The organism is Bittarella massiliensis (ex Durand et al. 2017) (assembly GCF_017566145.1).
Taxonomy (GTDB): domain Bacteria; phylum Bacillota; class Clostridia; order Oscillospirales; family Ruminococcaceae; genus Bittarella; species Bittarella massiliensis_A.
Map to the genome: position 1 here is coordinate 14,828 of NZ_JABFCL010000013.1, position 23,501 is coordinate 38,328.

The 23,501-nt window shown below is 57.0% G+C and carries 38 protein-coding genes; 36 read left to right on the forward strand and 2 right to left on the reverse strand.

The window, feature by feature from the left end; all coding sequences use genetic code 11:
• Window positions 1–5 precede the first annotated feature (5 nt).
• Window positions 6–233 carry an XRE family transcriptional regulator gene (locus HJY11_RS11315; protein WP_243764457.1) on the forward strand — a complete coding sequence of 76 codons (228 nt, stop codon included), beginning with the start codon at window positions 6–8 and terminating at the stop codon, window positions 231–233.
• A 39-nt stretch (window positions 234–272) separates the two neighbouring features.
• Here the strand turns inward: HJY11_RS11315 and HJY11_RS11320 are convergent, their stop codons facing one another.
• A complete protein-coding gene (locus HJY11_RS11320; RefSeq protein ID WP_368041586.1) occupies window positions 273–560 on the reverse strand; it encodes a helix-turn-helix domain-containing protein in 288 nt (95 codons plus the stop codon).
• Between the two features lie 45 nt (window positions 561–605).
• Between HJY11_RS11320 and HJY11_RS11325 the strand changes: the two genes are divergently transcribed.
• Window positions 606–830: a helix-turn-helix domain-containing protein gene (locus HJY11_RS11325; protein WP_208076068.1), complete on the forward strand. Its 225-nt coding sequence runs from the start codon at window positions 606–608 to the stop codon at window positions 828–830.
• A gap of 243 nt (window positions 831–1,073) precedes the next feature.
• Here the strand turns inward: HJY11_RS11325 and HJY11_RS11330 are convergent, their stop codons facing one another.
• A complete protein-coding gene (locus tag HJY11_RS11330; protein WP_208076069.1) occupies window positions 1,074–1,568 on the reverse strand; it encodes a hypothetical protein in 495 nt (164 codons plus the stop codon).
• A 229-nt stretch (window positions 1,569–1,797) separates the two neighbouring features.
• Between HJY11_RS11330 and HJY11_RS11335 the strand changes: the two genes are divergently transcribed.
• The 34 genes from HJY11_RS11335 (at window position 1,798) to HJY11_RS11500 (ending at window position 23,498) form a co-directional block, all read left to right on the forward strand.
• Window positions 1,798–1,971 carry a hypothetical protein gene (locus tag HJY11_RS11335; RefSeq protein ID WP_208076070.1) on the forward strand — a complete coding sequence of 58 codons (174 nt, stop codon included), beginning with the start codon at window positions 1,798–1,800 and terminating at the stop codon, window positions 1,969–1,971.
• Complete coding sequence (locus tag HJY11_RS11340; RefSeq protein ID WP_208076071.1) at window positions 1,968–2,147, forward strand: hypothetical protein; 180 nt, start codon at window positions 1,968–1,970, stop codon at window positions 2,145–2,147. Before HJY11_RS11335 ends, HJY11_RS11340 begins: the two co-directional genes overlap by 4 nt.
• Complete coding sequence (locus HJY11_RS11345) at window positions 2,128–2,565, forward strand: hypothetical protein (protein WP_208076072.1); 438 nt, start codon at window positions 2,128–2,130, stop codon at window positions 2,563–2,565. Before HJY11_RS11340 ends, HJY11_RS11345 begins: the two co-directional genes overlap by 20 nt.
• 193 nt (window positions 2,566–2,758) lie before the next feature.
• On the forward strand, window positions 2,759–3,265 hold the full coding sequence (locus HJY11_RS11350) for a hypothetical protein (RefSeq protein ID WP_208076073.1): 507 nt from the start codon (window positions 2,759–2,761) through the stop codon (window positions 3,263–3,265).
• A 130-nt stretch (window positions 3,266–3,395) separates the two neighbouring features.
• Complete coding sequence (locus HJY11_RS11355; RefSeq protein WP_208076074.1) at window positions 3,396–3,662, forward strand: hypothetical protein; 267 nt, start codon at window positions 3,396–3,398, stop codon at window positions 3,660–3,662.
• On the forward strand, window positions 3,659–4,288 hold the full coding sequence (locus HJY11_RS11360) for a DUF1071 domain-containing protein (protein WP_208076075.1): 630 nt from the start codon (window positions 3,659–3,661) through the stop codon (window positions 4,286–4,288). Before HJY11_RS11355 ends, HJY11_RS11360 begins: the two co-directional genes overlap by 4 nt.
• A complete protein-coding gene (locus tag HJY11_RS11365; protein WP_208076076.1) occupies window positions 4,269–4,808 on the forward strand; it encodes a hypothetical protein in 540 nt (179 codons plus the stop codon). Before HJY11_RS11360 ends, HJY11_RS11365 begins: the two co-directional genes overlap by 20 nt.
• Window positions 4,801–5,076 carry a hypothetical protein gene (locus HJY11_RS11370; protein WP_208076077.1) on the forward strand — a complete coding sequence of 92 codons (276 nt, stop codon included), beginning with the start codon at window positions 4,801–4,803 and terminating at the stop codon, window positions 5,074–5,076. Before HJY11_RS11365 ends, HJY11_RS11370 begins: the two co-directional genes overlap by 8 nt.
• A 13-nt stretch (window positions 5,077–5,089) precedes the next feature.
• Window positions 5,090–5,485, forward strand: a complete 396-nt coding sequence (locus HJY11_RS11375) for a single-stranded DNA-binding protein (RefSeq protein ID WP_208076078.1) — start codon at window positions 5,090–5,092, stop codon at window positions 5,483–5,485.
• A gap of 11 nt (window positions 5,486–5,496) precedes the next feature.
• On the forward strand, window positions 5,497–6,201 hold the full coding sequence (locus HJY11_RS11380; protein WP_208076079.1) for a hypothetical protein: 705 nt from the start codon (window positions 5,497–5,499) through the stop codon (window positions 6,199–6,201).
• Window positions 6,131–6,940: an ATP-binding protein gene (locus HJY11_RS11385; protein WP_208076080.1), complete on the forward strand. Its 810-nt coding sequence runs from the start codon at window positions 6,131–6,133 to the stop codon at window positions 6,938–6,940. The genes HJY11_RS11380 and HJY11_RS11385 overlap by 71 nt, the downstream gene beginning before the upstream one ends.
• A 9-nt stretch (window positions 6,941–6,949) precedes the next feature.
• Complete coding sequence (locus tag HJY11_RS11390; protein ID WP_208076081.1) at window positions 6,950–7,588, forward strand: hypothetical protein; 639 nt, start codon at window positions 6,950–6,952, stop codon at window positions 7,586–7,588.
• Window positions 7,588–7,935: a hypothetical protein gene (locus tag HJY11_RS11395; RefSeq protein ID WP_208076082.1), complete on the forward strand. Its 348-nt coding sequence runs from the start codon at window positions 7,588–7,590 to the stop codon at window positions 7,933–7,935. The genes HJY11_RS11390 and HJY11_RS11395 overlap by 1 nt, the downstream gene beginning before the upstream one ends.
• Window positions 7,922–8,107: a hypothetical protein gene (locus tag HJY11_RS11400; RefSeq protein WP_208076083.1), complete on the forward strand. Its 186-nt coding sequence runs from the start codon at window positions 7,922–7,924 to the stop codon at window positions 8,105–8,107. The genes HJY11_RS11395 and HJY11_RS11400 overlap by 14 nt, the downstream gene beginning before the upstream one ends.
• Window positions 8,104–8,523 carry a 3D domain-containing protein gene (locus tag HJY11_RS15510; protein ID WP_208076084.1) on the forward strand — a complete coding sequence of 140 codons (420 nt, stop codon included), beginning with the start codon at window positions 8,104–8,106 and terminating at the stop codon, window positions 8,521–8,523. Before HJY11_RS11400 ends, HJY11_RS15510 begins: the two co-directional genes overlap by 4 nt.
• Entirely contained in the window at window positions 8,511–9,074 is a 564-nt protein-coding gene (locus HJY11_RS11410; protein ID WP_208076085.1) for a DNA cytosine methyltransferase, read from the forward strand. Before HJY11_RS15510 ends, HJY11_RS11410 begins: the two co-directional genes overlap by 13 nt.
• Window positions 9,075–9,093: 19 nt before the next feature.
• Window positions 9,094–9,321: a Lar family restriction alleviation protein gene (locus HJY11_RS15690; RefSeq protein WP_368041588.1), complete on the forward strand. Its 228-nt coding sequence runs from the start codon at window positions 9,094–9,096 to the stop codon at window positions 9,319–9,321.
• Window positions 9,322–9,855: 534 nt separating this feature from the next.
• Window positions 9,856–10,245: a hypothetical protein gene (locus HJY11_RS11420; RefSeq protein WP_208076087.1), complete on the forward strand. Its 390-nt coding sequence runs from the start codon at window positions 9,856–9,858 to the stop codon at window positions 10,243–10,245.
• Window positions 10,246–10,800: 555 nt separating this feature from the next.
• Window positions 10,801–10,956: a hypothetical protein gene (locus HJY11_RS11425; RefSeq protein WP_208076088.1), complete on the forward strand. Its 156-nt coding sequence runs from the start codon at window positions 10,801–10,803 to the stop codon at window positions 10,954–10,956.
• Window positions 10,957–10,971: 15 nt separating this feature from the next.
• Window positions 10,972–11,778 carry a hypothetical protein gene (locus HJY11_RS11430; RefSeq protein WP_208076089.1) on the forward strand — a complete coding sequence of 269 codons (807 nt, stop codon included), beginning with the start codon at window positions 10,972–10,974 and terminating at the stop codon, window positions 11,776–11,778.
• Between the two features lie 96 nt (window positions 11,779–11,874).
• The gene (locus HJY11_RS11435) at window positions 11,875–12,267 is read left to right on the forward strand and encodes a terminase small subunit (RefSeq protein ID WP_185916847.1); all 393 of its coding nucleotides are present in this window, start codon (window positions 11,875–11,877) and stop codon (window positions 12,265–12,267) included.
• Window positions 12,257–13,579 (forward strand): phage terminase large subunit, encoded by a 1,323-nt coding sequence (locus HJY11_RS11440; protein WP_279571083.1) that lies wholly within the window; start codon window positions 12,257–12,259, stop codon window positions 13,577–13,579. Before HJY11_RS11435 ends, HJY11_RS11440 begins: the two co-directional genes overlap by 11 nt.
• A 3-nt stretch (window positions 13,580–13,582) precedes the next feature.
• Complete coding sequence (locus HJY11_RS11445) at window positions 13,583–13,810, forward strand: hypothetical protein (protein ID WP_208076091.1); 228 nt, start codon at window positions 13,583–13,585, stop codon at window positions 13,808–13,810.
• Window positions 13,807–15,435: a hypothetical protein gene (locus tag HJY11_RS11450; RefSeq protein ID WP_208076092.1), complete on the forward strand. Its 1,629-nt coding sequence runs from the start codon at window positions 13,807–13,809 to the stop codon at window positions 15,433–15,435. Before HJY11_RS11445 ends, HJY11_RS11450 begins: the two co-directional genes overlap by 4 nt.
• A 14-nt stretch (window positions 15,436–15,449) precedes the next feature.
• A complete protein-coding gene (locus tag HJY11_RS11455; RefSeq protein WP_208076093.1) occupies window positions 15,450–16,256 on the forward strand; it encodes a hypothetical protein in 807 nt (268 codons plus the stop codon).
• A 16-nt stretch (window positions 16,257–16,272) separates the two neighbouring features.
• Window positions 16,273–17,316, forward strand: a complete 1,044-nt coding sequence (locus HJY11_RS11460; RefSeq protein WP_208076094.1) for an FN3 associated domain-containing protein — start codon at window positions 16,273–16,275, stop codon at window positions 17,314–17,316.
• A gap of 1 nt (window position 17,317) precedes the next feature.
• Window positions 17,318–17,701 (forward strand): hypothetical protein, encoded by a 384-nt coding sequence (locus HJY11_RS11465; RefSeq protein WP_208076095.1) that lies wholly within the window; start codon window positions 17,318–17,320, stop codon window positions 17,699–17,701.
• Window positions 17,698–19,530, forward strand: coding sequence for a hypothetical protein (locus HJY11_RS11470; RefSeq protein ID WP_208076096.1), 1,833 nt, complete (start codon window positions 17,698–17,700; stop codon window positions 19,528–19,530). The genes HJY11_RS11465 and HJY11_RS11470 overlap by 4 nt, the downstream gene beginning before the upstream one ends.
• A 12-nt stretch (window positions 19,531–19,542) precedes the next feature.
• Window positions 19,543–20,343: a hypothetical protein gene (locus tag HJY11_RS11475; protein ID WP_208076097.1), complete on the forward strand. Its 801-nt coding sequence runs from the start codon at window positions 19,543–19,545 to the stop codon at window positions 20,341–20,343.
• A 13-nt stretch (window positions 20,344–20,356) separates the two neighbouring features.
• Window positions 20,357–20,869, forward strand: a complete 513-nt coding sequence (locus HJY11_RS11480) for a hypothetical protein (RefSeq protein ID WP_208076098.1) — start codon at window positions 20,357–20,359, stop codon at window positions 20,867–20,869.
• 16 nt (window positions 20,870–20,885) lie between these two features.
• On the forward strand, window positions 20,886–21,170 hold the full coding sequence (locus tag HJY11_RS11485; protein WP_185916838.1) for a hypothetical protein: 285 nt from the start codon (window positions 20,886–20,888) through the stop codon (window positions 21,168–21,170).
• 12 nt (window positions 21,171–21,182) lie between these two features.
• Complete coding sequence (locus HJY11_RS11490; RefSeq protein WP_208076099.1) at window positions 21,183–22,187, forward strand: glycoside hydrolase family 25 protein; 1,005 nt, start codon at window positions 21,183–21,185, stop codon at window positions 22,185–22,187.
• A 13-nt stretch (window positions 22,188–22,200) separates the two neighbouring features.
• Window positions 22,201–22,647 carry a phage holin family protein gene (locus HJY11_RS11495; RefSeq protein WP_208076100.1) on the forward strand — a complete coding sequence of 149 codons (447 nt, stop codon included), beginning with the start codon at window positions 22,201–22,203 and terminating at the stop codon, window positions 22,645–22,647.
• 56 nt (window positions 22,648–22,703) lie between these two features.
• Complete coding sequence (locus HJY11_RS11500; RefSeq protein WP_208076101.1) at window positions 22,704–23,498, forward strand: hypothetical protein; 795 nt, start codon at window positions 22,704–22,706, stop codon at window positions 23,496–23,498.
• Window positions 23,499–23,501: the final 3 nt, after the last annotated feature.

Genomic DNA, 23,501 nt, shown 5'->3' on the forward strand with positions numbered 1-23,501 from the left:
TGTCTTTGGCAAAGAAGCAACTTTGTCAACTTGGCAAGGAAATCAATCACGCGCTTGTGGATATTAACCAACCAAAAGAATGGCTGATTGAGCAAGTGCGGCAGGACACAGGGAAATATTTTGACCGCTCCTATCTTCACAAGATTGAGACAGGAGAACTCTCCACTCTGGGGATTGTGTCCAGTATTAGAAAAATCCTTTGTTTAGAGGATAACACAAAGAATGTCCAATAAAACGGACAGTAAAAATCCCCGCCGAAGCGGGGGAGGAGATCACCGGCGTGTAGGGTCATCAGATCTGCCGACTAGGTAGTCAAGGGAGACGTCAAAGTAGTCGGCAAGGGCGATTAAAACGTCAGCCGGGGGCTGCCGTTCTCCGCGCTCGTATCGATAGTACCCCATAAGGGAAAGGCCAGCGGCAGCGGCAATATCCTTTTTCAAGAGTTGGCGCTCGGCTTGCAAAAAAGTCAGTCGTTCTCCCAAAGTAGGCATTATCAACACTCCCAAAATATTTTGTAAAAGCATTGACTTAACCAAATGGTTATGATAATATACAACCATGGGTTAACCAAATGGTTAAGCCAAATCTTGAAGGGGGCAGGTGAGTTGAATATCGATGGAATAAAGGCCAAACGCGCAGAAAGGGGGCTAACACAGGCACAAGTTGCACGAAAAGCCGGCGTTACTCCTATCGGCTACCAAAGATATGAAGCGGGCGAGCGCGTGCCGAACGTCCATACCGCAATTCTGATAGCCGAAACACTCGGGGTCAAATCATTCAAGGAGTTCAGAGCATTATTCGGGGCGGCAACCCCGACATGCAAAGAATAGCACAAACCGGCCATACAGGCAAATAAATTTCCCGTCGAAGCGGGGAAGGAGATAACAAAATGAAGAAATACGACTATCAGACAGATTGGTTCAGCCGTATTATCAGTATCGTGGCAATCCTAATATCCCTAGCTCTGATAGCAGCGAGATGGCTGATATGATGATTGCCACGCCGGACAAAATGCGTGTGACCCAAACATCAACCAGCCTGCGAAGCGGGGAAGGAGGTGGTGGCAACGAATCCTAAGCCTTTTGTGACTGACGATAGGTTTGAGATTGTACCCTGGTATTCAGATAATGAAGTTTATTGCCTAGAAGTACTGTTTTTCGAACCTGTTTCCGAATGGTCTGAACTTCAAGTGTCAGAGCTTCTCCGGCAGTTAAACCAATGTGTCGCAGATTTACAAACTCCAAATATAGGTTCTCGCTATTTTGGGCCGGAATAGTCACCGGGAAGCGCGGAGTTTCAGCCTTCGGAGACTTTGGGTCACCCCGAATAAGCTTTGGCTCTAGCTCGCAGGTTCTTCCGCGGCAGGAAATCGAGGTAATGACCAGAACGTTGTCGGAAAAATTAGTTATAGAAATAAGGAGTTGCATGGTATTCAAGTGCTCGCCGTAGTCAATTGCAGAAACCGCAAATTTTTCGCGTGACCGCCAAAGGCTCCTCAACCATGTTCCCAAGGACATGGTGAACCCGGCTACAGCAATACCAAACGTTACATATCCATAAAAATCCATAAAAATCCCTCCTTTCAACCAAATTCTACCACGTCCGCAGAAAGGAGGCAAGAAAGGAGTGAACACCATGGGAAAATCGCCAGATACATATCGCTACCTTCGGCAGAGACTCCGAGAGTTGGGAGTGGATGTTTCGTATCTGTCGCAACTTCTTGGCTTTTCGTCTCCAACATCTGCGAGCGATCGCCTATCAGGCAGAGCCAATTGGAGACAGTCGGAGATGTACCGAGTGTTAGAGATCATCAGAGAGCCCCCGGAGCGGCTACACATTGTTTTTCCGCCCGACGGAGTAGAATTTCGCCGCCGAGGGCGTCCGCAGAAAGAGCGGCAAAAAAGCCCCAAGGAACTGCTTATTGAGGCACTTGGCCTCATGGAGCAAGAAGAAAGGAAGGAAACAGCATGACCCCCACAAAACTAACCGCCATCGGCTCGGCACTCTTGCTATTAGCCGGCGGCATGAGCGACGCAGGAACCAGTCTGACCCACGTAATTGGGCTTGTTGCTTGTGGCCTTGGCTGTATTGTGGCGGCGCTGCTGATTTGGAGAGGAGAAAACAACAATGGGAAAAAGCATCTTTGAGGCCCTGGGGATTGACCCTGGTCAAAAAATTATCATTCATGGGGTTGTGTGCAACCCGCACTATATCGACGAGGATGGGAGCTTGTGCGACTGCCTCAGCGGAGTTGCAAACGAGTTGAAATGGGAGCTCATTGCCCGAGGGGATTATACTATCCTCCCGCTCTACACCGCCGACGAGATCGCCATTCTGCGCGGCGCCAAGGCGGCAGGGTATAACTACATTGCCAAGGACCAGAATGGTGACGTTTTTGTATATGAAGAAAAGCCGGGAAAGAACGGCGGCACATGGTATCCAGGAAAACAGTATTTCATGATTATGGGAAGCGAAAAATTTGCGGCCATCTCTCGGGATGATCCCGAGCCCCTCGACATCGCCGCCGCCCTGGACGAAATCGACAGAGAGGAGCAAGACCAATGATCTACCCTTGCATGACCTGCAAGCAACCCCGCCCCTGCGACCGCAAACACTGTCTGGCCTACCAGCTTATGGCACAGCACAATGACGAGCTCAGGCGGGAGCGGGAGCGGCAGAAGGCCAAAGAGATGGACGCTGTGCAGACAGATTTTGAAGCGTCCGAAAAAATCCGAAAAAGATATAGGAGGAGAGGCCAATGACCCCGCTTAAATTGCAGCGGCACAGTGCTGGGTGGTTGCCAAAAGAGGTGGTTGCCGCTCTTCGGGAGGTGCCAGCCAGTGACACCGCGTCGCGGATGGATAAGCGCCTGTACAGTAAAATCGAGCTTGGGCTTGCAGACCTTACAGTTGCGCAGGCAGAAGTGCTTGCGGAAAGGTGGGGTGTGCCGATTGAGTACATAAGACACCCCAATCCAGCAGAATCCACGGAGAGCCCAAAAACCGCTGTCGCGACAAGGGGCAAAGCACAAGCAGGCCCTGGGACCCAAGTCTACCGAATGACGGCTGATTTGCCCCGGGAGTTGGCGGATGCGGAAGCACCCCTCGCCGAAAAGCTCAAGGTCTGCGGATACAGCACCCTTGTGGAGTGGCAACTGCACAACCTCCGGCTGTTAAACCGCCGGTACAAAAAGAAAAAGGCCGCCCTCGATGGTGCGAACATCGAAGACGGCAAAAGAATAAAAGCCACCCACAGTATAGGCTGAGAGGAGGAAAAAGTCAATGTGTGATATTTGTAGGCAAACAATTTGCCCTTCTGGGTGCCCCAATGCTCCTCTCTGGGAGCCGCCCACCTGTGACCTCTGCGAAAATGAAGCGCGCTGGGAGTATGATGGGTTGCGCCTCTGCACCCGGTGCCTCTGCGAGAGTGTCACCGAGGACGCGGAGTTTGAGGATGCAGTTGCCTTTGCCTCCGAGAGCCGCGACCAGTGGCATGACCTCCTCGACTACCTGCTGGATACCGGCAAGTTGGAGGCGGGGACGCTCCGCGAGACGCGGTTCGACTGGCCCGTAGCCTTGCAAGAGTACTGCGCCGGAAATGATTACTTTTTCGAATATTTAGAGGCCCAAAAAGACCGCAATTATAGGGGGATTGACGAATGACAGAGAACTATTTTGCGAAGCTGAACGCCCTGAACGTGGGCGACAAAATCGAGAAGAAAAACGGCCTCTCCTACCTCTCGTGGGCATGGGCCTGGGGAGAGGTCAAGAAGCTCCACCCGGACGCGCAGTACCGAATCTACGAGAACGCCGACGGCTGGAACTACCACACCGACGGGCGCACCTGCTGGGTCAAGACCGGTGTCACTGTGGCGGGGATTGAGCACATCGAATACCTGCCGGTCATGGACAACCGCAACAAGTCCATCCTGGCTGAAAATGTCACCTCTTTCGACGTCAACAAGGCCATCCAGCGCAGTCTTACCAAGGCGCTTGCCCGGCACGGCCTGGGCCTCTACATATACGCCGGGGAGGATTTGCCGGAGGACGCCCAGAAGGCGGCCAAGGAGGAGGAGAAGAAAGCCAATGCGTCCAAAATCGACGAGATCAAGCAAGCGTCCCTCCTCGGCGAAATCAAGCGCACCGGCTGGACAGTGGAGGGGATGCTCGACTGGTTGTCCAGCAAGTCAGAGACCCCCGTCAACAGCGTCAAAGACATCACCCTGGCCCAGTACGTGGGCGTGATGCAGAGATTGGAGCGCAAGCCAGATGCAGCAGCTGGAGCTTGATTTTTCGGCGGCCCAGTGTTGGGAGGGAGACGGCTGCTGGCTGATGCTCAAGGTGGCCAACGCTCCGGCGGCCCGCCGGTGGGTAGACCAGATGTCGGGAGACTGTACCGCCGTCCTCGGCCCCAAACGGCGCAAGCGATCGCTGGACGCCAACGCCTACTTGTGGGCGCTATGCGACCAGATTGCCAAAAAGCTAGGCAACAGCAAGGAGGAAGTCTATCTCGATGCCGTCAAAGAGGCGGGCGTTGTTGACCAACAGTATATGCGGGTCGACGCGGCGAAGGAGTGGAGACGACGCTGGGAGCGCCGTGGAATCGGGTGGCCGACCGAAATTGTAGACGAAGGCCTTGACGGGCTCGTCCTGGTCAATGCCTATTGGGGCTCAAGCACATACGATACTGCCGAAATGTCCCGGCTGCTGGACAATATCATCGAGAAAGCAAAAGCCCAGGATATTGAGACGGCGACGCCGGATCGGCTGGCAATGATGCAAGAGGAGTGGAGGAAAAAGAATGGATGACCGCTGTTGGCTTTGCGGCAGAAACGGGGCGCAAGACCCCTTGGACGCCCACCATATCTTTGGTGGGCCAGATCGCCGAAAAAGCGAGAAGTACGGCCTAAAAGTCAAGCTGTGCCACAGCCGATGCCACATCTTTGGGCCGATGTCGGCCCATCAGAATGCTGAAACCGCCCTTGCTCTCCATCAGTACGGGCAGCGCAAGTGGATGGAGGAGCAGGGCAAGACGATAGACGATTTCCGCCGAGAATTTGGCCGGAACTACCTGTAAGGAGGAAAAAAAGATGCTTAATATAGCTGCAATTATGGGCCGCTTGACAGCCGACCCGGAGCTTCGCCACACCCCCAACAACGTGCCCGTCACCAGCTTCACCGTAGCGGTGGCCCGCTCCTTCGTCCGCCAAGGGCAGGAGCGCGAGACCGACTTCATCAACGTTGTGGCCTGGCGCAAAACCGCCGAATTCGTCTGCCGCTACTTCAAAAAGGGAAGCATGATCGCCGTCAACGGGTCGATTCAGACCCGCAAGTATCAGGACCGCGACGGCAACAACCGCGCCGCCTTTGAGATCGTGGCCGACAACGTACATTTCTGCGAGAACAAATCATCCGGCCCGGTCGTGGACGCCCCGAAAACGCCGCTGGTTGACTTTGAGGACGTGCCCGGCGACCTGCCGTTTTAGGAGGTACCGCAATGATTGAACTGCTGTCAAATACCGGGTTTATTATGTACAACAAGCGCCTTGCCCACCTCCTGGGCATCAACTCGGCAATCCTGCTGGGTGAGCTCTGCGCCAAGTACCAGTATTGGCTTGACCGGGGGGAGCTGGTTGCCCATGACGGGTGGTTTTACTCAACCCAGGCCGAAATCCAGGAAAACACCGCCTTATCCCCATACCAGCAGCGCGTCGCCATAACCCCCCTGAAAGACTGTGGGGCCGTGGAAAGCAAGCTGGTCGGCACTCCGGCAACCACTTTTTACAGACTTGACGAGGAGAGCCTTAACAACTTGTTGTGCAATAACTCAACAGCTAGATGTCAAGAAACTAAACATCTAGATGTCGAGAAACTTCACATCCCTTATATAAGGAGTAATAAGAACAATAACAAGAACAAGAATAAGAGAGTAAGCGCCAGTTGTGAAGACACCGAGAAAAAATTCGTCCGGCCCACCGTCGAGGAAGTCCGCGCATACTGCCAAGAAAAGGGATACTCGGTAGACCCGGAGGCCTTTTGCGACTACTACGAAGCCAGAGGATGGAAACTCAACAAAACCTCGATGAAAAATTGGAAGGCGGCAGTGAGGACGTGGGAAAGGAGGGAGAGAGATGGAAGCAATGGCAGAAGCGCTCAAAAACCTCAAACTGACTGGGGAATCAAAAACGGTCTGGACTTATGAGCAGATGCTGCAAAACCGCTGTGACGCCTACAACAGCAAGTCCGGGGCACTAGACGGAGTGGATTGCCCCATCTGCAAAAACAAGGGCTCGGTCATGGAAATCATCAACGGATATGTAACAACAAGAGAGTGCCGGTGTATGGCCGCCCGGAAAAGCCTGTGGAGAATCGAACGGAGCGGGCTGCGAGATGTGGTCGACCTCTACACGCTTGAAAATTACGAGACCCGGGAGCCCTGGCAGGGCAAAGTCATGGAGACGGCCAAGCGCTTTCTGGCGGACGAGGAAGCCCGCTGGTGGTACTTTGGTGGGCAAGTTGGGGCCGGGAAAACTCACATCTGCACGGCAATCACAACCGAGCTGATGCGCCGAGGGATGGCAGCAAAATACATGCTCTGGCGGGACGAGGTAGTCCAGCTCAAGGCCTGCGTCACCGACGATCAGCAGTACAACGCCATTATCTCCCCGCTAAAAACCGTTCCCATCCTGTACATAGACGACCTTTTCAAGGCCGAGAAGGGCAAATTCCCCTCGGCGGCGGACGTCAACATCGCCTTTGAGCTGCTCAACTACCGCTACAACAACCGCGAATTGTACACAATCATTTCCAGCGAAAAAACCATGAACGACCTGCTGGACATTGATGAGGCGGTGGGAAGCCGCGTGTACGAGCGCACCAAGGCGGGGGGCTATCAGCTCTCCCTCTCGCCCGACAAATCCAAAAACTACCGGCTGAAATAGGAGGACAGCATGAACGAAATCGAAAGAGACCTCGCGGCCAGCATCCGCGAGCAGAAGAGTACGGGGAGCGGGGCATACCACAAGGCTCCGTCGAAACAAGGCCCCAGAAACGCAGTCAAAACCCCGGTGGACACCATGCCCGCCAAAGAGCGGAGAGAGTACACCAAACCTGGTGCCCTGGTGCTGGACAACATGGCACAACCCGTCAAATGGGTCGTCTACAAGCAGCTGTCCGAGGACGTCAAGCGTGAGCGTCTGCGCTACTGGGCCGCACACTATGGTATCTGGTCAGCGGGTAAAATGTCAAGACTGCTTGGATGCTCCCAGCTGACTGTACGCAAGGAGTTTGACCGCTTGGGGATTGGGGCCGCGCTCAAGCACATTGTCGGCGAACTCACCCCGAAGGAGGCGCAAGCAGCCGCCGAAAACTACAGGGCCCTGAAATTAGCCCAGGAAGGCACGGAAATGAGGGAGATGGAAACGGACGCCAGAAACGATAGATGTGCGCCTTATCGGGGCGAAAATCGGCCTCTCGTGTCGATTGAGTGGGACGGCAAAGACGGGGTGGACGTCAGACAAGTTGGGAGAATGATCGCGGAGGTGCCGGAGGGCCGGTACACACTGCGGCTGATGCTGGAGGCGGTCTGATGGGGAAATCAAGCCGAAACAAGGGCAAGCGCGGCGAAATAGAGCTTGCCAAGGCCCTGCGCGGGCTGGGATATGCCGTCGCCAGACGCGGCCAGCAGTATTGCGGGGCCAATGGAGACGCGGACGTGGTAGGGGTGCCTGGGATGCACATCGAGTGCAAGAGGGTGGAGGCCCTCCACCTCTATGACGCGCTGGCGCAGGCGATCGGAGACGCTAAGGACGGAGAATTGCCGGTAGTGATGCACCGGCGGAACAACTGTGAGTGGGTCGCCATCATGCGCCTAGAAGATTGGGGCGAGGCGACCAGAGAGTATATAGCTGGGAGGAATTGGAATGAAAGTCTATGAGTTGATGAACGAGCTGGACAACATGCCAGCGGGAGCGGAAGTAAGATTTCGCCGAAAATTGGTGGAGGGCGAACTGAACAAAGCAGATGATGGGCTCTATGTGGTAGACCTACCGATTCGCTGGGCCGAGATGGAGGAAGATGCCGTACTGCTGGAAGGGTGGAAATCGTGAGAGAGGCAGCCCAGTACCTGATTATGCTGCTGGCCCTGCTCACCATACAGCGGCCAGCGACTGCCACCGAACCCAGATTGCCGGAGCCGGTAATGGCTCACGTAGAATCTCAACAGCGAATTTTCGCCGGTGAGTTTGCGGTCTACGCCTACTGCGCGGAGCAGTACCCACACATCTGCGGGGGCAACCCCACCACCAAGAGCGGGGAGCCAGTGACGCCAGGGGTGACCATAGCCGCAGACCCCGACGTGATGCCGATGGGCACCCGCATCTACATAGACGGCATCGGGGAGCGGGTGGTACAGGACACCGGCGGGGCCATACGGGGGCGCAAAATTGACCTGGCGGTAGAGAGCCACCAGGAGGCAGTGGCTTGGGGAGTACAACACAAGGGGGTGTGGGTATGCGCCAACTAGGAGACGTGACGCGCATCAATGGCGCAGAAATTGAGCCGGTGGACGTCATCACATTCGGGAGCCCATGCCAAGATCTGTCTATCGCCGGCAAGCAAGCGGGTCTTGACGGGGAGCGCAGCGGCCTGTTTTTCGAGGCCACAAGAATCATCCGAGAAATGAGGGAGGCAACAGACAATGAGTACCCAACTTTCGCTGTTTGGGAAAATGTCCCAGGAGCGTTCAGCAGCGCCGGAGGGGAGGACTTCCGTGCCGTGCTCCAAGAACTCGCCGCCGTTGCGGGAGAAACCGTATCTATCCCTAGACCTGCGGGGAGATGGCTTACCGCAGGAGAGATCGTGGGAGACGGTTGCTCGATTGCCTGGCGAATACTGGACGCGCAATACTGGGGAGTGCCCCAACGCCGCCGTCGAATCTACCTTGTCGCAGATTTTGACGGACACCGCGCCGCCGAAATACTATTTGACCGCTCGCGCCTGCCACGGAGTTTTGGCGCGGGCCGAGCGCCGGCGGCTGTGACCGCCTATCGTTTCGAGGAGGAAACCAATGGATAACCTAATCAGACGCGCCCTGATGGGCGACCGAGAAGCACAGAAGGAGTGCACCAAGCAGGGGATTGTACTGCCGTGCCCGTTTTGCGGGGGAGAGGCAGAGCTAAAACAACTGAGTGGCAGATGGGCGGTGTGCTGCAAGACACACTGCGTGGGTACTAAGATATATGGCAATAAGAACAAAGCCCTTACCGCCTGGAACACCCGCCAGGCTCCACCGAGAGATGAGGCAGACCATGAGGTTAATTGACGCAGATGCCGTCTGTAAGAGACTTGCGGGGTATGAACGAGATTGCGCGGATGTAGGTGACGTGGTAGCGGCAGGGGTGTTTGCCGACGCGATTGATGAGATTCTGGGCTCTATCGTAATCGACCCCGCAAACTTGCAGCCCCACGGTCATTGGATCGTCCATCATTCTGGCGGGTTAATCTGTTCGCACTGCAACCACTACATCGCAAGTGATTGGCGTAGCCTCTGTTGCCCAATCTGCGGGGCTAAATTAGATGGGGAAGTTGAGTACGATGGGTAGAGGTGCGCAAAGATGAAAGCGAATTTTCACCGCGTCACCAAACACGAAAAAGACTTGGAGACAGCCGTCCGCCAAACAGTCAAGCAGATGCTGCTGGCGGTGAGGGCGGAGGGTTTCGGATAGGCCCGCCTTGAACGTGTACTTATGACCTGGGCGGAGATCGCCAGCCGCTGCGCCGATGACCCGGACCAGATGCTCGTAGTTGACCAAGAGTTGCGGGAGGCGGGGGTCTGGTTGAGATTGGAGGAGATGCTTTGACCAAAAGGGAACTGTCACAGTTGTATTACCTCAACCGCGAAATCGAGCAGGAAAAGCGCCGTCTCGGAGAGCTAGAAGCCGCCGCACAGAATATCTCCCCCAAAATTACTGGCCTGCCACATGTGGGAGGAATATCTGATAAGACCGCCATCGCTGCCGAAATAGCTGATTGCAAGGCGATCATTGAAGGGAAGATCAAGGCGTCAATTGCCGAATACAACCGGCTAAATCGGTACATTGCCGGGGTGAACGACTGCCTGATGCGGCAAATCCTTAGCTTACGATACATCAATGGGTTTTCATGGGCGGCGGTGGCCCTCCACATCGGCGGAGGAAATACGGCAGACGGCGTGAGGGTGGCGCACGACCGCTTTCTTCATCAATAATCTGTTCGTTTTGTTCGGTTCATAGTGGTAAAATAATTATAGTGATTCAAGTGAGGATGGACGCGCGCCTTGCTTGGACACAATGGCCGGAGCGCGACGGCCTTGTTAATCAGCCCACCGCAGTAACCTCCCCAACATCTGGGGACAGGCGAGACGGTGGGTTTTATGGGCGCAACACCTGCACGAGGGTGCGCGCCCCACGATAGGACTGCCCGCACCTCTCAACGATGTGGCCCAGCGGCAGACGACGTAGCAGACCTTGCCGCAACCGGATGGATCGTGCAATTTACGGCAAGGCTGAAAATCCGGGGGACGCCCTGGAGACCGCGTGTCAGCAGCGGGATATAAGTGTCTGACGTGATTGAGATTGTCTCCCTCCTGGCGGAGACTCACAAGTAGCCAGAAACCGGCCGGTTAGCCAACGCCTGCCCAGTCGAAGCCCTGCGTCCCTACGTGGGGTATTTAGTAGGCTGGGTGGGCCGAAAATTCAAAGCCTGCACCTGATGGTGTGGGCTTTTTCAACGCTTAAAATTGAGCAGTGAGGAGGGGCGCAGAATGTACATCTACACCATAACAGCCAGCCTTGGTTTCTCCTCGTCACTTACCTGTGAGGAGGAAGCCGCTCTACTGGACGCCTTAACAGATGCTGCCGAAAAGATGCCCAAGGGGTACGACGGGGCAGCGGCCTCTGTATTGGAGCAGGAGGAGTAAAAAACGGGAGGAGCAATGAAATCAAAGACATACGAGGAGTTCGTCGAAAAATTTAAGCCCAAAAAGACAACTGATGACTGCTATACTCCGCCGTACATATACGACGCCGTAAAAAGCTGGGCGGCAAATGAGTATGGGCTAGAGGGGCGGCCTGTTGTTCGTCCATTTTATCCGGGTGGGGATTATGAAAACTATGAATACCCAGAAAACGGTGTGGTTATTGACAACCCGCCGTTTTCTGTTTTGTCAAAAATCCTAGACTTTTACCTCGAAAGGCGGATAGACTTTTTCCTCTTCGCACCAACATTAACGATATTTTCACACATACAAAATAGGCCCGTGAACTGCGTGATTATCGACTGCGCCATTGAATACGAAAACGGGGCAAAAGTTAGGACGTCGTTTGTCACTAATATGGGGGATTACAAAATTAATGTATGCAGCGGCCTGACAGTGGCCTTAAGTGCCATACAGAGAGAGGCACTTAAAAAAGTCAAGGCAGAGCTTCCAAAATACGACTACCCGGACGAGCTTCTGACAGCCGCCAAAATCCAAAAAATCGCGAAATATTGTGACCTTAAAATCAAGGGGTCCGACGTGGCATTTGTGCGAACACTTGACGCCCAACGCACACACAAAAAGACGATTTTTGGCGGAGGTTTTCTGCTGTCCGAAAAATCGACGGCAGAAAAGTTGAAAGCAGAAAAAGCGGCGGCTGAAAAAGCAGCAGCCGAAAAGGCGAACGCAGAAAAAGTAGGGGCCGAAGTGTGGGGGCTGTCAGACAGGGAGCTGGAGATCATCAGAGAGCTATCTGGAGAGTAAAAGGCCAAGGGATAAAACGGGTGTGCCAGCGCAAGCGAATCGCATAAGCGTTGGAGGGATAGGGTTTGGGGAGACGGGAGAAGGGAGGAGATAATCGTGCCAGATATACGAGACAAGGATACACAGAAAGCAATTGCAGATGCATACATAGCCAATGGCGGGAATAAAGAGCGGGCTGTTATCGCCGCCGGGTACTCGGAGCGATACGCCAGGGGAAATGCGCATCGATTAGTGGCAGATAGTGGCGTGCAGGCCATGATTGCGGAAAGAAACGCAGTGATTTCGGATGATCGCATAGCAGATATGGCGGAGATCAACGCATTTTGGACTGCTGTAATGCGGGATAGAGAAACAAAGATGCCAGAGCGCTTGAAAGCATCAGAGATGAGAGCAAAGGCGCTGGGCGCGTTTTTGGACCGGGTCGAGGGAAATATGGACAGCCGAGTGACCCTCTCCCTGTCAGAGGAGTTGAAAGACTTTGCCCAGTAAGATTGTTGAGCCGCCCAATGCTCGCCAACGAGAGTTCTTCCTTGCTAGAAGCCGATTTGTTGCCTATGGCGGTGCCCGAGGAGGGGGAAAGAGCTGGGCGGTGCGAAAAAAAGCCCTGCTCATGGGCGCTAACTACCCGGGAATCCGAATGCTGTTGTTACGGCGGACATTCCCGGAACTAAAAGAGAATCACATTCTCCCCCTTCAGGGGGAGCTGAAAGGTCTTGCCACCTACAAAGAGGCGGACAAGGCCTTTTCATTTGCCAACGGCAGCCGGCTGAAATTCGGTTACTGCGACAGCGAGCGAGACGTGCTGCAGTACCAGGGGCAGGAATACGACGTGATATTCCTGGATGAGGCTACCCAGTTCACCGAATACCAGTTCAACACCCTTACAGCCTGTATCCGCGGGGCCAATCCATTTCCAAAGCGGATGTACCTGACCTGCAACCCGGGCGGGGTAGGCCATGAGTGGGTGAAGCGGCTGTTCATTGACCGGGACTACCGCGGCTCGGAAAAGGGCGAGGACTACGCCTTCATTCCTGCCCGGGTCTATGACAATCAGGCGCTCATGGGGCAGGACCCGGGCTATGTGGACATGTTGGAAAACCTGCCGGAAGACCTGCGCCGGGCCTGGCTGGAAGGGGACTGGAATGTCTTTGCCGGGCAGTTCTTCACGGAGTGGCGGGAGGAGACCCACGTCTGCGAACCCTTCCCCATTCCGGGGCACTGGCGGCGGTATTTCGCCATGGACTACGGGCTGGACATGCTGGCGGGCTATTTCATTGCCTTAGACGAGGAGGGCCGAGCCTGGGTCTACCGAGAAATCTACCAGCCTGACCTTATCATCAGCGAGGCGGCCCGGACTATTTTGGAGTCTGCAGAGGGGGAGTCCATCGAGAGCTGGCTGGCTCCGCCGGACATGTGGAACCGCCGTCAGGACACCGGCAAGAGCGTAGCGGAAATTTTTGCCGATCACGGTATTCCTTTGACTCGGGCGCAGAACGATCGAGTAACCGGCTGGCTGGACATGAAGGAGTGGCTCAAACCCAGAGGGGAGGAGACCCGCTGGGCAGCATTGACAGTCTTTCGCAACTGTAAGAATCTTATTCGCTGCATCCCCTTGTTGCAGTTTGATGAGCGAAAGCCCAACGACGTGGCCAACCAACCTCACGAAATCACCCACGCCCCGGACGCCATCCGCTACTTTGTGGCCGGACGGCCGGTGCCGGCACAAGTTCCGATTGTGCGGGATGAGGACGACCTGCCATTTGATGATCAGATCAACGATTTTTTACAGTATGGAGGTTGAGAGATGACCGAAGGATTGATGGCGGCAGCCCTGCTCCTGCTCTGCCTGTGCGCGCTGATGCTCTGTGTGGCGGCGGGCGTGGGGGCGACCTGTCTCTGGCTGCAACAGCGCCGGGACGAGAGGGGAGAGCGGGTGTCCAGCGCCGCCAAAGAGGAGCTTGATAAGCAGTGGGAAAACCTATGGAACTATGACGGCAGCCCCCAACCCATGGAAGGGGGAAGTGAAGAGTGATTGCAACACGGCCTGAGGAAATCTTCCAGGAGTACCAGAAGGGCATCGACTACAAGAGCCGCATCGGTCTCTATGAGACGGTGCAGCAGAACGAGAACTTCTACCTGGGCAAGCAGTGGGAGGGGGTGAACGCGCCTGACCTGGACAAGCCGGTCTTCAATGTGCTGGGGCGGGTGCTCTCCTACTTCCTCTCCACCATTGTCTCGGACGATGTGGCGGCCCAGGTGAGCCTGTTCGACGGCAAGCCGGACGAAGGGGAGCAGATCGCCCTGGATGTGGTGAGCCAGCAATTTGACCAAATCATGGAGCAGGACAGCACCAAGGCGAAGAACCGGCTCATCGTCCGCAATGCGGCGGTGGACGGGGATGGCTACCTCTACGCCTGGTTTGACCCCTCTGAAAAGACCGGCCAGGAGGCACAGGGGCGGATCAAAACCGAGGTCATCGAGAACACCAACCTCTATTTTGGCAACACCCAGCGGGCGGACGTTCAGTCCCAGCCCTGGGTGGTGGTGGCCTCCCGGCTGCTGCTGGAAAGTGCCCGCCGCCTGGTGCCGGACGAGAAGACGGCGGCGGCCATTGTCCCTGATGGGGACGACCGGCCGGAGCGGGAGGAAGAGGACGAAGAGCGGGTGACGGTGCTGACCAAGTTCTGGAAGGTGCAGTCCGGCGGGGAGACCCACGTCCACTGTACCCGCTGCACCAAGACCACAGTCCTGAAGGCCCCCTTTGACACTGGCCTCACCCTCTATCCCCTGGCGGGGATGAGTTGGCAATCGGTAAAGGATTCCTGCCATGGGCGGGCAGCCATTTCGGGGCTGATCCCCAACCAGATCTTCATCAACAAACTGATGGCCATGTGCATGGAACACGCCAAGCGGATGGCCTTTCCCAAAATCGTCTACTCCCGGGCGGCTTTCCCAAATGGGTGGGACAACCGAGTGGGGGTGGCGGTGGCGGCCAACGGCAACCTCACCGATGCAGTGACGGCAAAGACCGCTTCGGTGGATATGCCGGCACAGGTGATGACCCTCATCGACAAGGTGATCACCTACACCAAAGACCTGATGGGGGCCTCTGATGCGGCCCTGGGCAACGTGAAGCCGGACAACACCTCGGCCATCATTGCGGTGCAGAAGGCCTCGTCGGTGCCGTTGGAGCTGCAGAGGATGGCCTTCTACCAGTTTGTGGAGGACACCATCCGCATCTTCTTGGACATGATGCGGGTCAACTACGGCACCCGCAGGGTGGTCTACCTGGACAGCGAGGGGGAGAAGCAGGAGTTGGAGTTTGACTTCTCCATTTTGGGGGAGATGTGCCTGCAGCTCAACATGGATGTGGGGGCTTCGACCTACTGGTCGGAGCTGATGCAGGTGCAGACCATCGACAACCTCTTTGAGCGGGGGATCATCACCGACCCAGTGATCTATTTGGAGAGCATCCCTGATGGGTACATCAAGAACAAGGCCGGGCTGATCGCTTCGGTGAAAAAAGAGCGGGAAGCGGCGCTGGCGATGGCTGGACCGCTTGCCGGAATGACGGGAAACGAGGGCGCTTTACCGCGAGAAACCAACGCGGGAGAGGCAGCCCTTTTTCAATCCGCTGGGACACCAACAGCGGAATAGAGGAGGATACAAAAATGAATGAAATTCTGAAACTGCCGCTGCAATTCTTTGCTGAAGGAGAGGCAGAGGGGGAGTCTGCTGCCGCGGAGGAACAGACCGACGACTGGGGAGACGCCTTTGCGACCGACGCCATTGAGGAGCCCGTGGAAGTTGAGAATGGGCAGGCGCCGGATGCGCTGGGAGAAGGAGAGCAGCCGGTAGAGCCGGAGGCAGCTCCCGCAGAGCAGACGGTCACCATCACCCACCTGGGGCAGGCGCAGGAGATCCCCTTGTCCGAGGCGGTGGCCCTGGCACAGAAGGGGATGGACTACGACCACGTTCGACAGGAGCGGGACGAGTTGCGTCAAGCCCCTGCCTGGGAGGTCATGGACTACTTTGCCGCCCGTTCCGGCCAGACCCGGGAGGAGTACATCCAGACCCTGCGCGACCAGATGGAGCAGGATCAGCTGGCCCAGTACACCGCCCAGGGGGTGGACGAGCAGACCGCCAAGACCCTTCTGGAACTCAAGCAGTTCAAAGAGCGTCAGGAGGAAGAGGCCCGAAAGAAGGAGGAAGAGGAGAAAAAGAAGGAAGAGTACCACAGGTTTTTTGAGTCGTATCCAGACGTGAACCCGGCTGACATCCCAGACGAGGTGTGGCAGCGGGTAGGGCAGGGAGAAAGCCTTCTGGGCGCTTACCAGGCACATGAGAACCAGCAACTCAAGGCAAAACTCGCCGCCCTGGAACAAAACGAGAAGAACAAGCAGGCGGCCGTCGGCAGCCTGGCAGGAGAAGCGGGTCAGGACGAGGTAGACCCCTTCCTCCAGGGATTTTTGAACTAGAAAAGGAGAGAAAGCAATGGCTATCAATTTGGCAACCAAATTTTCGGATAAAATCGCGACTGCCTTCACCCATGGCAGTTATGTGAGAGCACACACCAACAACGAGTACAGCTGGACCGGCGTCAAGACCCTGCAGGTGGCGACCCCCCAGACCGTGCCCATGGCCGCCTACAAACGCAGCGGCACCAACCGCTACGGCGAGCCCCAGGAGATGCAGGACACCGTCCAGGAGCTGGCCCTCACTGTGGATGAGGGCTTCTCCCTCACCGTGGACAAGGGGAACAACTCCGAGCAGATGGGGATCAAGAACGCCGGCAAGATGCTGCGGCTGCAGCTGGACGAACAGGCTACCCCCAATGTGGACAAGAGGGCCTTTGCGGTAGTTGCCCAGCAGGCCGGCAAGGTGGCGGGGATCACCAAACCCACCAAGGCCACCATCGTGGATGCTGTGGCAGCCGCCGGCGAATATCTGGACGAGAGCATCACCCCGGACGAGGGGCGGGTGCTCTTTGTTACCCCCGAGATGTATCGGCTGATCAAGGGGTCGAATGAATTTATCTCCATTGGCGAACTGGGCAAAAAGTCCGTCGCTAAGGGCGAGGTAGGGGAACTGGATGGGAACACCGTCATCAAGGTGCCTTCCAAATACTTCCCCGCCGGGGTGTACTTCTACCTCTGGCACAAGAAAGCGGTGCTGGAGCCGGCCAAACTCCACGATACCCACCTGCACCTGGACCCTCCGGGGATCTCCGGCCACCTGTTGGAGGGGCGCAATATCTACGACGCTTTTGTTTTGGGCATTTTGAGCGGTTCTACCTATGTGGCAGTGGACAGTGCCAAGAAGCTAGGTGCGGTGACCATCACCAAGTCTTCCGGCGCCATCACCTGCGACGGGGCGGGGAAAATCCTCTACACCACCGACGGCACCGATCCCCGTTACTCCAAGACTGCAGAGACTTACAGCACCGCCCTGGGGGCCATCAATGGGGGCACTACCGTCAAGGCCGTGGCCTATGCTGACGGCAAGTTCCCCAGCGACTTGGCAGAACTGGTGGCCTAAGATGACCGCTGATGACATCTATGGTGCCGCGTTGGCGCTGATGGCCGAGAGCAGAGACAAAGCCAAGGGATACCAGGACAAGGTGGTCCCCTTGACCAATCTGCTGTTGGCCACCGCCTACCCGGCGGAACAGGCCCTGCGGCGGGCCAGGGGACATCCTCCCCTGGCTGCCCCGCCAAAAGTCGAAACCGAGGGGGAGGAGCTGCCCTACCAAATGGACCTGCTGACCGAGTGCTTCCCATACGGTCTGGCAGGGATGCTGATTTTGGATGACGACACCGGCAAGGCCAATTTCTTCAACGCCATGTTCGACACCGCCCTGGCCAAGTACAGCCCGGCCGACTTTGAAGAGGTTGTGGATTGGTATGGGGGTGGTAGAGAGTGAGCCGCTATCAGATTCCCGTCTCCAAACAGCCTGACCCGGTGGTAATCCAGCAGTTCAGAGGAGTGGACTTCTCGGCTGACAGTACCCAGGTGGACCCCAGTCGCTCCCCCGACGCGCTGAACATGATCGCCGACCAGGCGTTTTTCCCAGTCAAGCGTACCGGCTATAAGCGGGTGGCGCAGGGGAGCGGGCGGGTATGGGGGTTGCACCGGCTGACAAACACCAAGGGCGAGTGGGTGCTGGCCCATATCGGGACTTCCCTCTATCGTCTGGAGGAGAGTGGGACTTTGAGCAAGCTATGCGACGGCATGGGTGCAGCTCCCTCCCAGAGCTTTGTCATGGGGGACTGCCTCTACCTGTTGGACGGAACCACCTACCGCCAATTTGACGGCACGACCGTCCGCCCGGCGGCCGAGGTGGCCTATCTGCCGACGGTGCGCATCGGCGCGCCCCCGGCGGGCGGTGGGACTGATTTTGAGGCGGTGAACCTGCTGACCCCGGGCCGGAAGGAGAGCTTTCAGGCCGACGGGTCGTCCACCGCCTTTCAGCTGAGCACCGGCGGGCTGGACGGGGCGGCGGTGACGGCGGTGGTGGCAGGGGCCGCCAAGGCCGAGGGGACCGACTTCACGGTGGACCGGGCCGCGGGGCGGGTGACCTTCAAAACAGCGCCCCCCAAGGCGGTGCAGAACGTGGACAACGTGGTCATCACCTACCGCAAGACGGTGGCCGGCCACCGGCAGAAGATCGACGGCTGCCGGCTCTTCGGCATCTACGGCGGGAAAAACGACACCCGGGTGTTCCTGGCCGGGAACGCCGCGGAGAAGAACGTGGACTGGCAGTCGGGGCTGTACGACCCCACCTACTTCCCCGACACCGGCTACACCAAGGTGGGCGGGGACGCCAGCGCCATCATGGGCTACGCAAGGCAGTACGAGACCCAGATCATCCTCAAGGAGGACAACGACCAAGACGCCACCCAGTTTTTGCGCACCTTTGAACTGGACGGGGAGGGCAACCCCCTTTTCCCCCTGCAGCAGGGGGCAGCAGGGACCGGCGCGGTGGCTTCCGGCACCTTTCGGGCGCTGGAGGACACCCCTCTTTTCCTATCGCGTGACGGGGTGTACGCGGTGGCCGGGACGGCAGTCACCCAGCACCGGGCATTGCAGCACCGCTCCCGGCGAATCGACAACCGATTGCTGGGGGAGAGTGGGCTGGAAAATGCGGTGGCTTGCGTCTTTCAGGGGCGGTACTACCTGGCGGTGAACGGCCACTGCTACGTGGCGGACAGCCGCCAGACCTACCGGGAAAATTCCTCTGTGCAGTATGAGTGGTATTTCTGGGACAACATTTCCGCCACCTGCTTTTTGGAGCGGGAGGGGGCCCTCTACTTCGGCACAGCGGACGGGCGGGTCTGCCGTTTCTGCCGGCCGGAGGAGGAAGGGGCCTACCGGGACGACGGGGCCCCCATCGAGGCCTACTGGGTGACCCCCTACCTGCACTTCGGCACCTGGACGCGCTATAAGACGGTGCGCAATGTCCACGTGGCCCCGCTGCCCTACCAGCGCAGTGGCGTTGAAATCTACTACAACACCGACGAGGACGCCGAACAGCTGGCCATGAAGGAGAATATCGACCTCTTTGACTGGGAAAGAATGGACTTTGGCCGATTCTCCTTTCGCACCATTCAGGTGCCAAACGTGCTGGCCACAGGGGTAAAGGAACGAAAAATCCAGCTTTTTCAGCTGAAATTGCGCAACGCCCAGCTGGATGAACCATTCGGGTTTGTCTCCATTTCCATCACCTACACAGTGGGCGGGAAAATCAAGTAAGGGGGCGAGAGATTGCTCAAAGACAGGAAGATAACAGGGTTTACAAAGCCGGTGAGTGCACTGGCAGACACCCCCAAAATGAGCGCCCAGAAGCTCAAGGAGTGGTTTGATTCAAACTCCACCGTGGAGCTCAAGACTGCCCTCAACGGGGCGATAGACGACCTGACCGGAGCGGCCGGGGCGGACAACATCGGAACGGAGTATGGCGTACTTTCAGACGTGCTCACCTACCTGCGAGAAAAGACCGGCAGCGACAAGGAGTATAACGAGTTCCTTTCCTTTCTGGCCCGGCACACCGCAATGGCCAAGGAGGCCTATGACAACTACCAGACGGAAATAGGCGGTTTGGAGGAAAGCGCCCAACTGGAACTGACAAACTTCCTTGCCTGGATAGAAGCCAGCAAGATCCGTTCCTCCAACGAGATGAAAGACTGGCTGGCAACCATCCAGGGGATCCTCTCTGGCGACGTGGCAGGAAACTTGCTTGTGCTGATTCAAGCACTGGAAGCCAAGCAACCCACCCAGCAGATCGGGAGCTTGACAGGGGTGGCCGAGGCAGACGGAAAGCTGGCTGACTGCACCCTCTATCTGGCAGAATACGCTTGCGGGGTGGGTGGTATTGGTGACGGGCCATGCGGAGGCGGGCCCCTGGCGAACCAACCGATGGAAATCAAACAGAATTTTGACGGAACACTAGAAGTTCGAACTCTACCCCAGTGGGGCGGGATGAATGAAATACATGGTCTGGGTGGGGGGCGATATGCCTTTTGCCAGAACACTGGCAGCCAGAGTCTGCTGTTGGTGGTGAAATGAGGAGGGGAAAATAGTGCACACCTTTGTGAAGGGGGAGCCCAATTGGGTAGACCCTCTCAACGCAAATTTTCAGGAAGTTGCGTCGGCGGCCGGCGGCGCGATTCCCGCGAGCGAAAAAGGGGCGGCCGGCGGGGTTGCGACATTGGACGGCAGTGGAAAGCTGGTGCAGATGCCGACGATGGAAGATGTGGGGGCGATGGCTGCGGACGCCATCCAGAGTGGCAGTAACTCTAACGGATCGTGGGTCAAGTTTCCGGATGGGACAATGATTGCCTATGGCGTGGTTACAAGTCAGTCTATCCCAGCCAACAGTACCACTGGCATAACCGGCCAAAGCGTCCTGTTCCCGGCGTCTTTTGTCGGCAGTCCGTCGGTGACACTGACAGCATTGGCGGATACGACGAGCCATTTTTCGGCGAAATTGGGAGGCGTGACCGCTACCTTGTGGTGGGGGTCTATTACCAATGGCAGCGACTATGCACGGGACGTGCCAGTGCATTGGCAGGCAATTGGCCGCTGGAAATAAGGGAGGACAGTAAATTATGGCATTATCTAAGACGATTACCTACGACAACGGCACTGCCGCCAGCTACCACCGCATTGACGGGCTGCTGGTGCACTGCCACCCAGACAACGGGGCGACGGTGACTGCCACTCTGTACAGCTATCTTACAGAGGACACCCGGGCCGCCAATGCTGGCGCGCCAGTCTCCACCCTGGACGTCACTGCAGAGCTGACCGAGGAGCAGGTCAACGGCAATCTGCGGGAAGTTCTGTATAAGTCTATTAAGTCACTGCCTGAATGGGCAGACGCGATCGACTGCTGAAAGGAGAAGAGAATGGAATTTAAGGGAATTGACGTTTCTAAACATCAGGGGGCCATTGACTGGAAAAAGGTCAAATCCTCTGGAGTGCAGTTCGCTATGCTCCGGGCAGGGTATGGTTCGGATAGGACCAGCCAGGATGATGAGTGCTTTGCGGAGAATGTGGCTGGCTGTGAGGCGGTGGGGCTCTCCTGGGGGGCCTACCTGTACAGCTACGCCATGAGCATCGGCGAAGCCAAAAGCGAGGCCGCTCACCTGCTGCGGCTGTTGAAGGGGGAAAAGCCCAGCTATCCCGTTGTCATCGACATGGAGGACGCCGACGGTTACAAGGCCAAGCGGGGTGGCATCAGCCGGCAGATGGCTACTGACATCGTAGGGGCTGTCTGTGATGAACTGGAAGCGGCAGGATTCTATGCCATGTGGTACGCCAATCGAGACTGGTACAAAAACCGTCTGTACGCCGACCAGTTGTCGAAATATGATTTCTGGCTGGCCCACTGGGGGGTGGAGGAGCCCAGCCTGCCCTGCGGCATATGGCAGTACACCAGCGACGGAGCGGTGCCGGGTATCGCCGGCCGGGTGGATTGCAACATCGCTTACAAGGACTACCCGGCCATCATCCAGGCCGCCGGCCTCAACGGCTGGGAAAAGGACGAAGAAAACGAGCTCTCTCCAGCCCCTGCGCCCGCTCCCTCTGAACCGGATGGGAACGTCTCCTACACTGTTCAAAAAGGCGACACCCTCTGGGGGATCGCCCAGGCCTATGGCACCACGGTGGGTGCTCTGGCAGAGCGCAACGGGATCGCCAATCCCGACCGCATCTACCCTGGGCAGGTGATTCAAATTGGAGGACAGGCCCCTGCCAGCGGCAAGACCTACACTGTCCGAAAAGGGGACAGCCTCTGGGCCATCGCCGCCAAGGAGTTGGGCAGCGGCAGCAGGTATGGAGAGATCAAGGCCCTGAACGGCCTGTCCGGGGATACCATCTACCCCGGGCAGACCCTGAAAATCCCTGGGTAGGGGGGAGAGGGGAATGGAGCAGATGACAAATATCAAGGCGTGGGTGCTGGCGGCTGTAGGGGCAGTGGGAGGCGCGATCTCCGCCGCAATGGGGGGATGGTCGCAGATGCTCACAGCCCTGCTCATCGTCATGGGGGCCGACTACCTGACCGGGCTGATCGTAGCCGGGGTGTTCCACCGGTCGGGCAAGTCGGCAGATGGTTCGCTGGAGAGCCGTGCAGGGTTCAAGGGGCTCTGCCGCAAGGGGGCCATGCTGCTGGTGGTGCTGCTGGCGGCCCGGCTGGACCTGGTGATGGGCACCGGCTTCATCCGGGACGGGGCAGCCATGGCCTTTCTGGCCAATGAGCTTCTCTCGGTGGTGGAGAACGTGGGCCTGATGGGGGTACCCATCCCCAAGGTGATTGCGAGCGCCATCTCGGTGCTTCAGTCCAAAGCCGATAGCGCCGGCGAAGCAGAATAAATACCGACAGGCCCTGCCATCTGGCAGGGCCTGTTTTGGAATAAGGAGGAATGGAGATGTCCAGCTACATTGACCAGTTGAAGCAGTCGATGGAAGAAGAAAAGAAAATGTACGAGATGGCCCAGGCCCAGCAGACGGCCACGCTCAACCAACAGAAAGACCCCATCAAGGAAGCGGCCAACAAGCTGCGGGGAGACACCTACACCAACTCCCGCCTCTCGGCAATTGGGAACAATGAAGCTTTGGCCCAGAAAGGGCTGGCCGGCGGAGTTTACCAGGAGCCCCGCTCGGGCTATTCCGAGACTTCCCGCATCCGTCAGGACACGGCGCTGCGCAATTCGCTCAATGCGGCCGACCTGGATGAAGCCAAGAAGATTGCCGAGATTGAAGCCAAGATCAAGGATTTGGGCTACGATACCAGCAAACAGATTGCCGCCTCCAATTCAAAGTGGAACGAAAAGATCGCCGCTGCTGTAAGAGAGGATGAATTGCGCCGGCTGCAGCAGGAGAGAGAAGACCAACTGCGCCGTGAGCAGTGGGAACGAGAGGACCGCATCCGCAAGGAGCAGCAGGCGTTTCAGCGGAGTATGGCCAGTTATTCGAGAGGAAGTAGTAGTTCAAGCGGGAAGGGCGAGATTGACCTGAAAGCAGAGGCTCAAAACCTCATTAACACGGTGGACAGGTTTGCAAGGCAGGCCGGGGTGGGTAGTGCAGGGACATACCAGCAAATTCAAGAGATTCAAGAAAATGCGTGGAGACAAGCGCTGGCACAACTTAAGAAAGATTACGAAGACGACGAAAAGGCCTTTGTGGATATTGCCAAAATAGCACGAGCACCCGGTTACTATTAAGTC

What these genes read in the sequence shown, in the direction of transcription:
- HJY11_RS11320 (WP_368041586.1), bottom strand. Translation starts at nt 560, where the DNA reads ATGGTTGTATATTATCATAACCATTTGGTTAAGTCAATGCTTTTACAA.
- HJY11_RS11330 (WP_208076069.1), bottom strand. Translation starts at nt 1,568, where the DNA reads ATGGATTTTTATGGATATGTAACGTTTGGTATTGCTGTAGCCGGGTTC.
- HJY11_RS11340 (WP_208076071.1), top strand. Translation starts at nt 1,968, where the DNA reads ATGACCCCCACAAAACTAACCGCCATCGGCTCGGCACTCTTGCTATTA.
- HJY11_RS11345 (WP_208076072.1), top strand. Translation starts at nt 2,128, where the DNA reads ATGGGAAAAAGCATCTTTGAGGCCCTGGGGATTGACCCTGGTCAAAAA.
- HJY11_RS11350 (WP_208076073.1), top strand. Translation starts at nt 2,759, where the DNA reads ATGACCCCGCTTAAATTGCAGCGGCACAGTGCTGGGTGGTTGCCAAAA.
- HJY11_RS11360 (WP_208076075.1), top strand. Translation starts at nt 3,659, where the DNA reads ATGACAGAGAACTATTTTGCGAAGCTGAACGCCCTGAACGTGGGCGAC.
- HJY11_RS11365 (WP_208076076.1), top strand. Translation starts at nt 4,269, where the DNA reads ATGCAGCAGCTGGAGCTTGATTTTTCGGCGGCCCAGTGTTGGGAGGGA.
- HJY11_RS11370 (WP_208076077.1), top strand. Translation starts at nt 4,801, where the DNA reads ATGGATGACCGCTGTTGGCTTTGCGGCAGAAACGGGGCGCAAGACCCC.
- HJY11_RS11375 (WP_208076078.1), top strand. Translation starts at nt 5,090, where the DNA reads ATGCTTAATATAGCTGCAATTATGGGCCGCTTGACAGCCGACCCGGAG.
- HJY11_RS11380 (WP_208076079.1), top strand. Translation starts at nt 5,497, where the DNA reads ATGATTGAACTGCTGTCAAATACCGGGTTTATTATGTACAACAAGCGC.
- HJY11_RS11385 (WP_208076080.1), top strand. Translation starts at nt 6,131, where the DNA reads ATGGAAGCAATGGCAGAAGCGCTCAAAAACCTCAAACTGACTGGGGAA.
- HJY11_RS11390 (WP_208076081.1), top strand. Translation starts at nt 6,950, where the DNA reads ATGAACGAAATCGAAAGAGACCTCGCGGCCAGCATCCGCGAGCAGAAG.
- HJY11_RS11395 (WP_208076082.1), top strand. Translation starts at nt 7,588, where the DNA reads ATGGGGAAATCAAGCCGAAACAAGGGCAAGCGCGGCGAAATAGAGCTT.
- HJY11_RS11400 (WP_208076083.1), top strand. Translation starts at nt 7,922, where the DNA reads ATGAAAGTCTATGAGTTGATGAACGAGCTGGACAACATGCCAGCGGGA.
- HJY11_RS11410 (WP_208076085.1), top strand. Translation starts at nt 8,511, where the DNA reads ATGCGCCAACTAGGAGACGTGACGCGCATCAATGGCGCAGAAATTGAG.
- HJY11_RS15690 (WP_368041588.1), top strand. Translation starts at nt 9,094, where the DNA reads ATGGGCGACCGAGAAGCACAGAAGGAGTGCACCAAGCAGGGGATTGTA.
- HJY11_RS11425 (WP_208076088.1), top strand. Translation starts at nt 10,801, where the DNA reads ATGTACATCTACACCATAACAGCCAGCCTTGGTTTCTCCTCGTCACTT.
- HJY11_RS11430 (WP_208076089.1), top strand. Translation starts at nt 10,972, where the DNA reads ATGAAATCAAAGACATACGAGGAGTTCGTCGAAAAATTTAAGCCCAAA.
- HJY11_RS11445 (WP_208076091.1), top strand. Translation starts at nt 13,583, where the DNA reads ATGACCGAAGGATTGATGGCGGCAGCCCTGCTCCTGCTCTGCCTGTGC.
- HJY11_RS11455 (WP_208076093.1), top strand. Translation starts at nt 15,450, where the DNA reads ATGAATGAAATTCTGAAACTGCCGCTGCAATTCTTTGCTGAAGGAGAG.
- HJY11_RS11460 (WP_208076094.1), top strand. Translation starts at nt 16,273, where the DNA reads ATGGCTATCAATTTGGCAACCAAATTTTCGGATAAAATCGCGACTGCC.
- HJY11_RS11465 (WP_208076095.1), top strand. Translation starts at nt 17,318, where the DNA reads ATGACCGCTGATGACATCTATGGTGCCGCGTTGGCGCTGATGGCCGAG.
- HJY11_RS11485 (WP_185916838.1), top strand. Translation starts at nt 20,886, where the DNA reads ATGGCATTATCTAAGACGATTACCTACGACAACGGCACTGCCGCCAGC.
- HJY11_RS11490 (WP_208076099.1), top strand. Translation starts at nt 21,183, where the DNA reads ATGGAATTTAAGGGAATTGACGTTTCTAAACATCAGGGGGCCATTGAC.
- HJY11_RS11495 (WP_208076100.1), top strand. Translation starts at nt 22,201, where the DNA reads ATGGAGCAGATGACAAATATCAAGGCGTGGGTGCTGGCGGCTGTAGGG.
- HJY11_RS11500 (WP_208076101.1), top strand. Translation starts at nt 22,704, where the DNA reads ATGTCCAGCTACATTGACCAGTTGAAGCAGTCGATGGAAGAAGAAAAG.